Genomic DNA, 13,162 nt, shown 5'->3' with positions numbered 1-13,162 from the left:
TGAGGAGGAAGACATAGCCGTTGCAGGATTAAGCTTATCAGACATGTAAAGCCTCTCTTTCATCCTTCAGAGCGGCAGCCATTTCATCAGGCTTGTCTGCAGACCCGGATTGATAAATACTGCGAACAATATCGTCTGTATTGGTCTCTATGATTTTGATATCAGTAATGTCTGCTTTTCCCACTACTCTGCTTAATACATCCGATACATTTATATCTAGCGGTATCCAGACAGATGCCCCTAGATCGTTCTCCGCAGACCAAGTAACAGGCAACCCCTCAGTCCATAACTCAAGTTGCTGACGTTTCGTTGCATTTCCAAATTGAAATTGAACCTCACGTCCGGTTCCCCAACGCTGCTTCAGGTCTTCCAGTCCTCCGTCATAAATGATACGGCCATCATCAAGCATTATCACTCGGGAGCAAAGCGCCTCAATATCTTGCAGGTCATGTGTAGTCAGCAGTATGGTTGTCCCATGCTCGCGGTTCATATCTTTTAGGAATTCACGGATCTCTGACTTCACCACAATATCTAAGCCAATGGTCGGTTCATCCAGAAATACAATCGACGGATTATGAAGCAATGCTGCTACTAATTCACAACGCATCCGCTGACCTAGACTAAGCTTACGAACCGGACGATTCAGCAGTTCTTGCAGCTGCAGCCGTTCGACCAATTCATCCAGCCGTTTCTTGAAATCTTGTTCAGACACCCGGTAAACCTTGCGCAGGAGCTGGAACGACTCAATCACCCCAATGTCCCACCATAGCTGACTGCGTTGCCCGAATACCACGCCGATATTTTTCACGAATTTCTCGCGCTCCAAATACGGAACATAACCACCTACTGTCAGATTTCCGGAAGTCGGCACGAGAATACCTGTGAGCATTTTGATCGTGGTCGATTTCCCAGCACCGTTCTCGCCGATATAACCACAGATCTCCCCTTCAGGAATGGAAAAGGAAATGTCCTTCACTGCAGTCACTTCCGTATATTCCCTTTTAAACAAATCAGCGAAGGCCCCTTTGAGACCCTCGCGGTTTTTTTGTACTTTAAATGTTTTGCGTAAGTCTTGTACTTGAATAGCAGTCATATTGTACCTCACTAAGCTTAGAGTTGGTTCCCAGTACCCCATTATAATAGAAGAAGCGCAAAAGCACTACTTCAATCTTTACTTAGCCAGTCTTTCATTTAGCGAATGGGTGTCCTTCACAGCTTCTAAATGCCCTGAGCGAGCGACTTTAGTCCGCAAATATTTCTCGTTAAAAGAAGATACATCTCCCCATAACGCTACTCTTTTCACGGCATTCATCCCTGCAGCCTTGAGCGCATCCAATTTCTTCGGATTATTCGTGATCAGCGTCACTGGTTTGTGACGTAAAGTTTGCAGAACACTGATTGCTTCTTCGTAGTTTCTTGAATCATCAGCAAATCCCAACTCTAAATTAGCCTCAACTGTATCGTATCCTTCTTCCTGTAAAAGATACGCTAAAGATTTGCTGAACAGGCCAATGCCTCTTCCTTCATGATTCGCGAGATAAAATAATGCCCCAGAGCCATGCTCAACAATCATTTTCATGGATTGATGCAGCTGGAATCCGCAATCGCAACGTTTACTGCCAAAAATATCGCCAGTATGGCAGATGCTATGCATCCGGATCAATGCATCCTCAGACCCTTCGAAATCGCCATATACCAACACACTGGATTGTTGTCCTTCTGCTAAGTTCATGGATGGCAAACGTGAAATTAAAGCTGCCGTTGCTTTACTGCTATCCTCTTGAAGAAGCTCTGCATCCGTTGTATTCAGCCAGTTGTACCATTTAAAAACAACGGTCTCGCCGTCTAAATTCACGGGTAACGTGATGGGTCCAACCAATATATTTGTGGAATTTGCTAAAGGAATTCGCGTGATTTTATTCTGTAAAATAGAAGTGATTTCTGGTTTAATCATAATTACACCTTCCTCATTGTTCATCAATGCTTAGATAGAGCTAAGCATAAGGATAAAATATTAGTTAAATTATAAGTAACTATTTGTAAGTAAGTTTATCATTGTAATATAACTTCGTCAAGTTATAATATATCTTTAAATATTTATAATTACTTTATGTAAGTTTATGATATAATGAATGTCGAGGTGATATTATGAATGATTTCAACATGTGTCCTCGCTTTGAAAAAGCGGTAGACTTGCTAAGTAAACGTTGGGTCGCGCTGATCGTTTTCGTGCTTATGCCAGGGCCACGCCGTTTTGGTGAAATTGAGAGCTGTCTGTCCAATCTCAGTGGCAAGGTGTTATCTGACCGATTGAAGGAAATGGAAACCGAAGGCATTATAGAGCGAACTGTATATCCTGAAATGCCAGTACGTATTGAGTACTCTCTGACTCCAAAAGGCACAGCGCTTGCTCCTATACTTGGTGAAATTGGAAACTGGTCTACCGAATGGATTGAGCTTGGTATTAAGAAATGATTCCCGCTACACAACACAAAGAGCCCTAATTGTCCCGATCATGAGACAAGAGGGCTCTTTTTGGATTAACATCCCCTTTATAAGTCTTTTCGCTCGAAGCGAAGTAGACCTATTACAAAAGCTAACAGGGTATATCCTATCGCATAAATAATAAACATGTTTGACGGAACCGTATTAAAATCCAGCAATCCATTCATGCTGCCGAACAATCCCATCATTCCACTCATTTCATTAGCGCTGAACAGGACGGCGGTCATTTTCCGCTGTAAACCATCCACTGGCATAAGCAGTGCCATCATTCCTGACAGATTATTTAATGTGTCAAGAACATCGGGTTCTAATCTCAGCGATCCTCCGATCTTATCAATCATCCCACCTAACCAGCCCGCTCCATATAACATTGTCATAAAGACGCCATTCCCCACTGCTGAGAAGAATCCAGAACCCAGCATAGAAATCGTAATTAGCAAAGGCACTATAGAGGAGAACAGCAAAAATGATTTCAATAGGACTACGGCATCTCTAGGAACAGTTGCATGGATCTCAGTAATCCATAAAATAGAAATAAATAAAATCAGGGCATAACCAATCCCAAGCGTCACATATCCAAGCCAGCGACCTATGTACCATTTCCACCGCGGCAGCGGTCTTGGCAGTAAAGCCTGCATAACCCCTTGTTCCGCTTCACCTGCAATAGCTGAGAAGGAACTGAAGATCGCCAAAAAGGCGATTACAAAAGCGCCAAAAAAGAATCCAAGTGATAATATAAAAGCACCATTTGTAAAATTAGCTAAGAGATGCTCGCCACTGCTAATATCTGTTCTATTCGGTATTCCACTTTGTCCGATCGTATTTGCCACAAACCAAAATCCTATAAGAAAGACAATGGTCATAAGCAGTGTTAATATCATCACTCGTTTTCGCAGCAATTCCTTCCAGGTCATTCCCATGATTATTCTCATTCGTGTTCACCTCTGTGACTTAGGCCGGATACAGCACTCATAAACCAGTCTTCCAGACGTTCTTGCTTTCGTGAGACTTCATATAAGGTCATTCCTTGTTCAATAATTAACGTGTTCAGCCAGCCTACTTGCTCCTCATTCTCCAGTTCCGCTTCCAGCCAAACTGTGCTACTTTCCAATGTAGCTGGGATTGAAGCTCCTTTTTCAGATTGAGATCCAATATCCGCTGAAACTTTGATCTTAAGATCAGTACTATCCTGTAGCCAAGACAACAAAATAGGCGTAAAACCGCCCACTTTAAAATGCCAGCTTGTTCGCTTATTTAAGATCTCAGATACTTTCCCATGCCGCAGTATAACTCCGTTATTCAGCAGTGCCATACGGTCGCAGATGAGTTCAACATCCTCCAGTAGGTGAGAGTTAAGAAATATCGTAACTCCCTTCTCTTTTAGCCTCTGCAAAATATTCCGAACTTCCTGACGTCCAATCGGGTCTAGCGCCGATGAGGGCTCATCCAGAAAAACGATGGCCGGATTGTTTACAAGAGCACAAGCAAGCCCTAATCTCTGCTGCATCCCTTTGGAATAATGTTTCACACGATCCCGTCCACGGTTTCCAATTCCAACTTCCGCTAGAAGCTCTGGAATTCTTTTATCGGCTACAGATCGCTCTACACGGCACAGCTTGGCATGCAGTCTTACTACTTCTTCCCCGGTAAGCCATTCTTGATAGCGATATAATTCCGGTAAATATCCGATTTGAGACTTGGCTTCAAGTGAACCGATCTTATGGCCTAATAGAGTAGCACTACCACTCGATGGACGAATGAGACCTACCAACATTTTGACAAAGGTACTTTTCCCCGCACCATTAGGGCCGAGGAAGCCAAAGGCTTCCCCTTTCCCAACAGTAATCGTTACATCACGGCAACCACGTCCGTTATCATATTCTTTGGTCAAAGACTTCGCTTCTATTGCAGCAGCCGTCATTATTCAATCAACTCCTCTAGCTTCTCTAAGAATACAGCTTTATCTGTATACACGCTTCCCCCGTTGAAATCGAACAATTGCCCGTTCTGTACCCAAATGGCCGAGTATACAATCCCTTGACTATATTCATTCTGATTCAGTAGAACCGTAGTATCTTTAATCTTTATTTGATCGGTATTCAGGCCTTTTACCAGTGGCAGAGGAATTTCACCTGATAAAATGCGGCTCTGCTTTAAGCTGGATTTCAGATAATCTGGCAGCAATGGAAAATCGATTATAGCTTCCAAAGCTTCATCAACCTTTATAGTTGGATCTACAGTAATTAAAGGAGTCTTCGTCTGTGTAAGATTAGCCCATTTATCATTATCCATCGAAAGATCATAATTCACGATCTCCGAAAGATCTAATTTAATTTCTTTCCCATCTATGGCTTCTGGAAGAAGCTGTTTTGCACCCAATCTTTTCATTGCTTTATTAACCGCTTCAATATTAAGCTTCAAGGTTATTTCTTGTGAATTGGTTATATATGCGCTCTTCACATTCTTGAGCAAAGTTCCGCTTGGAAGTGTAAAACCTAGAGTCTCTTCCACCTGATCTAACGGAATAATCCCTTTATTTGAACCAAAGGTACTTGTAAACACACCAAATTTGTTCATAGCTTCATTCATGGATTGACTTTCATTTACCTGATAAAAAATATCCCGAATATCATTTTCATTCACAACTGTAACTTCTTCCATCCTAAACTGATTCAGCAGCGATGCCATAGCCGTATTTCCTACTGGAGTTCCAAGTATAACCGCAAAGATCGCGGCACCTGCCACTGCTACTCCCCACTTACGCCGACGATTCATGCGAGGTCGCTTGGATCGGCGATTAGTTATCGGATTGTCATCTGTAGATTGAGGCTGGCCCATTTCTGGGTGTGGTTTATCATCATCTTTCATAACATCCACTGCCAACTGCTGACTCCACACAGCCCATTTAGGACTTGCATGCTCAGACGCTAACTTGTTTTGCAATTTGGCCCAGGCTTCATCTGTATATTGTTTATTATGATCTTGATTTAGCGGTTGTTTAGTCATTAGTAAACCCTCCTAAATAATTTGGAGCTTCGTTTATCTCGGTTTGTTAATCTGACTGAGATAGTGATTTTGCTGCATTTTGTCTTAACCTCAGGGTCGCACGGTGCAGTAATGTCCCTACTACGGGAGGTCTTAGACCAAGCTCGCCTGCTATTTCCGCATAACTGTAACCAGAGTATCTAAGCAGAAGCGCTTGTCTATCCCTGTCAGGCAGCTCGTTCAACCATTCATGAACATCCTCCTGATCCAGCTTACTGATTAAGACTTCCTCTCCTGAAGGAGGTGATTCCCCCACTTCGTATAACTGTTCTTGTTTATTTTGCAGCCGCCGTTCCCTTGCTTTTTTGTCTAGATAATCATATCCAATACGAGTAAGGACTCTATGAAGCCAGGCACCCAGCGCTGCTGGATCATCTGGGGGGTTACGATACAATCTCAGAAAAACTTCTTGTGCCAAATCATCTGCTGCCGACTCATCACGAACCAAAGCGGTCAGCTTACGTCTGACAATAGGATAATGTTCATAGAATATTGCTTTAAAAATTTCAGATTCCGGAATTTCCATCTTGTAAATCCTCCTTATCAGCTGCAGCTATAAGTAAGACGACTATCAATGCATTTTTGTATCAAGATTACGTAAAAAAAGACAGCCCCTAAATTAATAAGGAAACTGTCTTTTAGTGTTTACCTAATTCGAATGTAACGATTAAGAATCTTTTTTGATAAAATACTTCGTTCCAGCCTAAGCTCCCAGAGCTGCTCTTTCCACTGAAACTGTTGCTCTGAATGTTCATTCTCACGTAGCTTCTCAAACAGCTTCATGATCATTATGTTAATGGCATCAAATCTTGACCATAATTCTATTACACTTTCTTCTTGAATCTGAGGACTTTCCGCTGCTGCACTAAGATTCTTTAAGCGCTCAATGATGTCAGCCTGCCACTGTCCATCTTTAATCGCCTTGGCGTAATTTAAAAGATCCAAATAATCATCGACTGACATGTGTACCGACTCCTTTGCCTACTTATACCAAGTATTATACTAGGCATTATCTATAAAGCAACCCTTTATCTCTGGACACAGCAAAAAAACAGGACTGGTATAAGAACCAGCCCTGTTTAATGAATTTAACATGATCAATTTAGTTATAACAGCTTTTGAATATCATCTTTAATTTGCTCTGATTTTGGACCAAATACGATCTGCACAGCCCCTTGACCCAGTCTCATAACACCGGAAGCTCCGAGCTGTTTCAATGCGGAATCTTTAACGGCTTTTTCGTCATTAACAATCAGACGAAGGCGTGTGATACATGCATCGATATTGCGGATGTTCGATGGACCGCCGATGTTCTCAAGAATTTGAGCAGCTTTAGAAGACGATGAAGGCGTTCCATTACCTCCAGGTGGTGCTAACAGACTTTCTTCATCATCATCTTCACGTCCAGGTGTTTTTAGCTTGAACAATGAGATAATAAAGCGGAATAGTACATAATACAAGACGAAGAATCCAAGACCCACAGGAATAAGTATCCATGCATTAGTAGACAGTTTCAGGTTTACAAGATAATCGATCAAACCTGCGGAGAAACCAAAACCAAGCTTAACATCTAAAATGTACATCAAGGCCATGGAGAATCCTGTTAATAAAGCATGAACTCCATACAAGAGTGGTGCTACGAACATAAAGGAGAACTCAAGTGGTTCAGTGATCCCTGTTAAGAAAGAAGCAATGGCAGAACCGATGAAGATGGAAGCAACCATTTTACGTTTTTCCGGTTTAGCTGTATGAATAAATGCAAGTGCTGCCCCTGGAAGCGCAAACATCATAATTGGGAAGAATCCAGTCATAAACATCCCAGCAGTTTTATCTCCAGCGAAGAAGCGGTACAAGTCACCATGCACCAGTTCACCAGCCGCATTCGTAAAATCACCAATTTGGAACCAAGCAATCGTATTAAGCACGTGGTGAAGACCAAACGGAATCAGCAAGCGGTTAGCTGTACCGAAGATGAATGCTCCAACAGCCCCCAGTGACACAACCCAGTTCCCGAAGTCACTAATAACATCTTGTATCGGACTCCAGATCATACCTACAAATACAGCAAGAACCATCATAGAAGCTGCCGTAATGATTGGGACAAAACGTTTACCTGCAAAAAATCCGAGCCAATCAGGCATTTTTATATTGTGATATCTCTTGTATAAGAATGCTGCCCAAGCACCGGCAAAAATACCACCAAGCACACCCATGTTCAATACAACATCATCATTGATGAAAGAGAACTGAAGCGGTACGATAAGCAGAATCTTGGTCAGTACCATGTAAGAAATTACTGCTGACAAAGCTGCTACGGCGTCACCGGCAAATCCAATGGCAACCCCTACCGCGAAGATTAAGGCAAGGTTACCGAAGATCGCATTCGCTCCGGCGTTTAGAAATGGCGCAAAGTATTGATTCAGGAATCCACCAATGGTCGCTCCTAGCGGAATATCTTTTTCGTAGTTAAGCAAACCAAACCCTTGAAGAATAGCTGCCGCCGGCATGGTTGCAACAGGAAGCATTAACGACTTACCTAGTTTTTGTAGAAAAGCCAACATTAAAAATCATCCTTTCGGTTCAATAGTAGTAGTGCTCTATAAACCATTTACTTTGAAGCCACGGTAAGAATCAGATCCTGTCCTGCTGTAACCTGACCATAATGTCCGCTTACTTGAGGTGGATTCTCCTCTGTACTGGTCACGATTACAGGCGAAATTGTGTCACAACCTGCCGCGCGAATTACGTCCAGATCAAATTCGATTAGGGTTTGACCTGCTTTTACTTGATCTCCAGAGGTTATATGACTGACAAAACCGTTGCCCTTGAGGCTGACAGTATCGATTCCGATATGTAATAGCAATTGCATACCGGAGGAATGTTCCAGAATGACTGCATGACTCGATTTCACGATATGAGCAACCTTACCGTCAAAAGGCGCTTTCAAAATTCCCTCAGATGGTTTTATTGCAATTCCGTTACCCATATGACCGCCAGCAAAGGTTTCATCCGGAACCTGTGCTAGTGGAACTGACTCCCCGCTGATTGGTGCCATGATTTCGATGGTATGTTCAGTATGTTTCTCTTCTTTTTTTGATTTCCATTTGGAAAACATATGCTCCACTCCTCTTAAGATGTTAATTTGATTTCACTAAGGTCTGAAATAACCGGTGCAAATGCATGGCTAGAAAACATAGTTCTTCTTCCGGGATTTCGACTTCAAGCGACCTTTGCATTACTTTACCGAGCTTTTGAGCCAGCTTGTATTCCTCTTTGTATTCTTTCTTAATATGTTTCACAAAGGGATTATCTATTAGTGATCCTTTTAAAATACGTTCCAGCGAAAAACGCAAGTGGATCATTAATCGGATATGATTCATACTGCCATGCTCAAAAGTTATCTTTCGTTCTTGCTGAATCATGTCTAGAAGCTCATTGACAATATTAGAGGCCTTGACTAACTGACCAACCGATACATTATTAACTGCCGAATACACATGATAAGTAAGAAATCCAATCTCATCTTCGGGGATTTGTACTTGAAATTCAGCATTGATTTTCTCCGATGCCTTGTAAGCGATCTCAAATTCCTTCGGAAATGACATTTTGGTTTCTTGCAAAAACGGATTAATAATATCCATCCCGTTGCGCAGACGGTAGATGGTGAACTGTATGTGGCTCGGGAGTGCCAGATAAATCTTGTCGTTTAACTTGTCAGGAAATTGACTTTGGATATCTGCAATTATCTCATCAGTTATTTTCATAACCTTGGGATCTATGTCTTCCAGCAAAACTTGATATTGGCTCCAGGCTTCGCGATCTTCTAGACGAAACAATTTCTCAATCCGAGCATCATTTCCTTCGATCACACCAGAACCCTTCACTGCAAATCCAATACCTTTGCCAATGATGACATATTCCTTCCCGTTTTTGCTTCCCTGAACCATTACAACGTTATTCCCTATTACACGCTGTACTTGAAATTGCTCGATCTCTCGCGACAAGCTCATCACTCCTCTCCCTAATTATCGTCAAATTGGAACAAAAAAAGCCAAGAATTGTCTAATGGAAATAAAGACAATTCTTGGCTCATGCCCTTAACGGTAACACGCCACTAAAATATAAATGATCATTTATGAACATATCATAATTCATGAACTGCTAACTCGTCAATGGTAAATTTAGAAATGTCAAGCGGAGCTCCCTTTACACCAAACAACTCCTTATAAAAACTCTTCCACGCGAGGAAGCTTATCTTTAAGCTGGCGGACGTTAGTCTCAAGCCTCAGAATAACCTCTTCCAATTCTTTTGGATCAATGCCTCGGGAAACAGGTACCTGGATTACCTCTGTTTTGGTTTCTGCCTTTAATTCCCGCATTTCCAGCTGCTGCTCTTGCCATTTATCCATCAGATCAGCGATCGTCGCATAGAAACGTTCGTAATCCTTGATTACGCTGTCCAGAAATGTATCTACTTCCTCCGCATCGTAGCCACGCAGCTTCATGCTGAATTCTTTTTCATGTATGGTTAGAGCGTCTAATGTGATGCCGAGTTGACTGAACAGCTTCCGCTGTTTGTCTAACCGACGTTTCATATGTTCATCCATCTTTTGCTACCTCCAAGTATATACTGCAATCATCCGGCAGTAACCATTATAACAGGGTGAGAGCATCCTGAAAATATTACTATAGTTGCAGTTCTAATAGTTGTCCACAACAGCTTTATTCAAAATGCCTAAGCAGCGGTCAAGATCTGTCTTTACCTGCTTTTTATATAACTTTGCTTTCTCTTCTCCATCTGAAGTGAAATGGTAAAGTACGATTTCTTGGAAATCCACTTTAGGGTCATTGCCTTTCAGCTGCTTGGTACGATATAAAATCCCTTGCTGCACCAGCTCATGCAGGGCGCGATAGATTTCACTCTGTGGAGGGGAATAACCATGGGCTTTGAAATCCCGACGTAAATCCTCCAGCATTTGATATCCGTAACCGCGGTGTTGTTCTACCATTGTTATAAGATACACCTTGATAAACGCTCGTTGAGCAATCATAAACGCCATATAAACCCTCCTCATGTTGTAAATGTTGTTGGCTAATCTTTCCTTCTATTACTCTAGTATAAGCACTATTTTCCAACTTTCACAACCTGAAATTTGATAGAGGGTTCACTTATTCCATTGTTTATAGAGATTTGGTGGTATGTAGGATGATTTATGTGGATGTGAGCAGGGAGAGTGTAGTTCTTTCTGGTCTTCTATTGTGAATTTTTCATATGATGAAAGTACGGAATAAACGGTTGTAAATCGTTGATTTCGTAGAATGATTCCTCGAAGAAGTAGGTCCGCATACTTCAGCACGCCCCCCTCCCATTCTTTGTTTGGTTTGATCGGTTTTGCTCGTTCGAGCTACTGTTTTTGCTTGTTGGAGCTACTTTCGGACCCAGTTGACCCTATTTGCTGCTTTTCCCCACTTTTGCTGTGCTATCGGACCCCATGGGCTCTATTGGCATAAAAAGTAACATTTATACAGCTATTCTTGGGGAATAGCTGCACTGGAGTCCGAAACTACTCTGTAAAAGCTTAATATTTGCAAATAGCGTCTTCTGGGTCCGAAAGCTTCAGCGAGAACCAAACTCTATCTGAATCCACATGCTTCAGCACGCTCCCCTCCCATTCAATGTTTGATTTGGTCAGTTTTGCTCGTTCGAGCTACTATCGGACCCCATTGACTCTATTCGCTGCTTTTACCCACTTTTGCTGTGCTATCGGACCCCATGGGCTCTATTGGCATAAAAAGTAACATTTATACAGCTATTCTTGGGGAATAGCTGCACTGGAGTCCGAAACTACTCTGTAAAAGCTTAATATTTGCAAATAGCGTCTTCTGAGTCCGCAAGCTTCAATAGAACATCGATCCACAAAACGAAACGCAAAAAAGCGATCCTCCAGTTATTGAAGAATCGCATTCCAAGTAGCCTCTCCTAATCACTATTTCATAGCGTTTTTCTCCATAAATTCATCCTTCGTCAATCCAAACAACAGTAAGTCTAAATACTGTCCATTTGTATAAATTACTTTCCGGCGCACGCCTTCTTGGACACAGCCCACTTTTCTGAGCATAGCTGCTGAGGGTTCGTTACCTTCGAGCGCACATTCGTTAAACTTGTTGAGTCTTAGCTCCAAAAAAGCATACTTCAACAGGATGTTGATAGCTCTTGTCCCATACCCCTTACCTCGATGATCTCTATCCACTTGCACGCCTATACTGAACGTACCATTTTTCTCGTCTATGCTATTAAGATTTACTCCACCCACATATTCGCCATTTAGATTCTCGATCGTAAACATCAGCCGCTGTGATGAGAATTCTGCAAATGTATCTACAAATTTTCGGGATTCAGCTATGGTAGGTGGTAGTTCAACAGTACACTCTAAAAGTCGCCGCGCTGGTGTATCGAAACGGTTGATGTAATGACCTTCCCAATCCTCTTCCTGAACGGATCTTAGTCTTATTTTCTCATCCTGCCAAAAATAATGAGTGTAATCTACCTCTCTCATCTTGTACCTCCGAGTTTAATAATTTAGAGATTATGATAACACATCTACAGGATTATATTGGTATAGTATTTTTAAAATCAACTTTACGGTTTAAAAGCATAGTATTATATATTCATAAAACGCGATTCCCGAAATCATCTGAAATAGAGGTATATACTATGAATGAATATCAATTGATTAGCGATTATAAACACATCGATAAATATAAGCTTAGCTTCAATTCTTTAGCCCAATCAATCTTTGGTATTGATTTTAAACCTTGGTATGAACAAGGGGGCTGGAATGACAAATATATTTGTTATTCCTTTATCGATGAAGATCACGTCATTGCGAATGCATCTATTAATAAAATGACTATTCTCATCAACAAAAAAGAATACAACGCCATCCAAATTGGGACGGTGATGACACATCCTGATTATCGTATGCAAGGTTTATCCAGAAAATTAATAGACCACATTATCGCTAAGTACGAACATGAATACGACTTCCTCTACTTATTTGCTAATGAGCGCGCTTTGGATTTTTATCCTAAATTCGGGTTTGAACGCATGCAAGAAAGCAGCTTTTCACTTAAAGTTGCTCATCTTAGCAATCAGCCAACTACAACCTACTCTGTGCGGCCTTTATCTATAGGTAACCCCGTTGATTTTAGCATGATCAAAAATTTCGCAGTCAAAAGAACACCGGTATCCTCCGCGCTAAGTGTGATAAATAATGAACATCAGCTGCTGTTTTATTTTATTCTTCCTTTTCATGATTCCTTTTATTATATTGAAGAGGCTGACGTTATTGTGATCTTTAAACATGAGGATCATCAGCTTCATATTTTTGATATTATCAGTACAACAAGTTTTGATATCAACACAGTATTGAAAAGCATTATTTCTCCGGAAACTGAGGTTATACATTTTTATTTCACACCAGATTATCCAATCGATCAAGTTAAGGCAGAATTAATTTTCCAAAGTGAAGATACCTTATTTATACGTCCGCTATTAAAAGAACTCCCTCAACATTTCATGTTTCCTATTACCTCTCATGCCTAGTTAACG

The 13,162-nt window shown here is 41.4% G+C and carries 15 protein-coding genes; 2 read left to right on the top strand and 13 right to left on the bottom strand.

Annotated elements, in window-relative coordinates; genetic code table 11:
• Positions 1–37: 37 nt before the first annotated feature.
• Together MKX34_RS14250 and MKX34_RS14245 are read right to left on the bottom strand one after the other, a co-directional pair.
• The gene (locus MKX34_RS14250) at positions 38–1,093 is read right to left on the bottom strand and encodes an ABC transporter ATP-binding protein (RefSeq protein ID WP_038570639.1); all 1,056 of its coding nucleotides are present in this window, start codon (positions 1,091–1,093) and stop codon (positions 38–40) included.
• A gap of 78 nt (positions 1,094–1,171) precedes the next feature.
• The gene (locus tag MKX34_RS14245; protein WP_036686690.1) at positions 1,172–1,954 is read right to left on the bottom strand and encodes a GTP cyclohydrolase II; all 783 of its coding nucleotides are present in this window, start codon (positions 1,952–1,954) and stop codon (positions 1,172–1,174) included.
• Between the two features lie 194 nt (positions 1,955–2,148).
• On the opposite strand from MKX34_RS14245, the gene MKX34_RS14240 reads away from it, so the two are divergent.
• The gene (locus tag MKX34_RS14240; protein ID WP_036686688.1) at positions 2,149–2,475 is read left to right on the top strand and encodes a winged helix-turn-helix transcriptional regulator; all 327 of its coding nucleotides are present in this window, start codon (positions 2,149–2,151) and stop codon (positions 2,473–2,475) included.
• A gap of 77 nt (positions 2,476–2,552) precedes the next feature.
• Here the strand turns inward: MKX34_RS14240 and MKX34_RS14235 are convergent, their stop codons facing one another.
• From MKX34_RS14235 to MKX34_RS14185, 11 genes are all read right to left on the bottom strand, one after another.
• Positions 2,553–3,437: an ABC transporter permease subunit gene (locus tag MKX34_RS14235; RefSeq protein ID WP_036686685.1), complete on the bottom strand. Its 885-nt coding sequence runs from the start codon at positions 3,435–3,437 to the stop codon at positions 2,553–2,555.
• The gene (locus tag MKX34_RS14230) at positions 3,434–4,426 is read right to left on the bottom strand and encodes an ABC transporter ATP-binding protein (RefSeq protein WP_036686684.1); all 993 of its coding nucleotides are present in this window, start codon (positions 4,424–4,426) and stop codon (positions 3,434–3,436) included. The genes MKX34_RS14235 and MKX34_RS14230 overlap by 4 nt, the downstream gene beginning before the upstream one ends.
• Entirely contained in the window at positions 4,426–5,511 is a 1,086-nt protein-coding gene (locus MKX34_RS14225) for a DUF4179 domain-containing protein (RefSeq protein WP_076297197.1), read from the bottom strand. Before MKX34_RS14225 ends, MKX34_RS14230 begins: the two co-directional genes overlap by 1 nt.
• A 46-nt stretch (positions 5,512–5,557) precedes the next feature.
• Positions 5,558–6,076, bottom strand: a complete 519-nt coding sequence (locus tag MKX34_RS14220) for a sigma-70 family RNA polymerase sigma factor (RefSeq protein ID WP_036686680.1) — start codon at positions 6,074–6,076, stop codon at positions 5,558–5,560.
• 119 nt (positions 6,077–6,195) lie between these two features.
• A complete protein-coding gene (locus tag MKX34_RS14215) occupies positions 6,196–6,513 on the bottom strand; it encodes a hypothetical protein (RefSeq protein ID WP_036686678.1) in 318 nt (105 codons plus the stop codon).
• Positions 6,514–6,656: 143 nt separating this feature from the next.
• The gene (gene nagE, locus MKX34_RS14210; RefSeq protein ID WP_036686675.1) at positions 6,657–8,111 is read right to left on the bottom strand and encodes an N-acetylglucosamine-specific PTS transporter subunit IIBC; all 1,455 of its coding nucleotides are present in this window, start codon (positions 8,109–8,111) and stop codon (positions 6,657–6,659) included.
• Between the two features lie 47 nt (positions 8,112–8,158).
• Complete coding sequence (locus MKX34_RS14205; RefSeq protein ID WP_036686673.1) at positions 8,159–8,665, bottom strand: PTS glucose transporter subunit IIA; 507 nt, start codon at positions 8,663–8,665, stop codon at positions 8,159–8,161.
• Between the two features lie 22 nt (positions 8,666–8,687).
• Entirely contained in the window at positions 8,688–9,560 is an 873-nt protein-coding gene (locus tag MKX34_RS14200; RefSeq protein WP_036686671.1) for a PRD domain-containing protein, read from the bottom strand.
• A gap of 213 nt (positions 9,561–9,773) precedes the next feature.
• Positions 9,774–10,157 (bottom strand): DivIVA domain-containing protein, encoded by a 384-nt coding sequence (locus tag MKX34_RS14195; RefSeq protein ID WP_036686669.1) that lies wholly within the window; start codon positions 10,155–10,157, stop codon positions 9,774–9,776.
• Between the two features lie 93 nt (positions 10,158–10,250).
• Positions 10,251–10,610: a helix-turn-helix transcriptional regulator gene (locus MKX34_RS14190; protein ID WP_036686667.1), complete on the bottom strand. Its 360-nt coding sequence runs from the start codon at positions 10,608–10,610 to the stop codon at positions 10,251–10,253.
• 927 nt (positions 10,611–11,537) lie between these two features.
• Positions 11,538–12,107 carry a GNAT family protein gene (locus MKX34_RS14185; protein ID WP_076273400.1) on the bottom strand — a complete coding sequence of 190 codons (570 nt, stop codon included), beginning with the start codon at positions 12,105–12,107 and terminating at the stop codon, positions 11,538–11,540.
• 158 nt (positions 12,108–12,265) lie between these two features.
• Here MKX34_RS14185 and MKX34_RS14180 point away from each other — a divergent pair, with 158 nt between their 5' ends.
• Positions 12,266–13,156 (top strand): GNAT family N-acetyltransferase, encoded by an 891-nt coding sequence (locus tag MKX34_RS14180; protein ID WP_036686664.1) that lies wholly within the window; start codon positions 12,266–12,268, stop codon positions 13,154–13,156.
• Positions 13,157–13,162: the final 6 nt, after the last annotated feature.

It is taken from the genome of Paenibacillus sp. FSL R5-0636, from assembly GCF_037974255.1.
Lineage (GTDB): Bacteria > Bacillota > Bacilli > Paenibacillales > Paenibacillaceae > Paenibacillus_AQ > Paenibacillus_AQ odorifer.
This window is presented reverse-complemented; position numbering and strand designations above follow the sequence as displayed.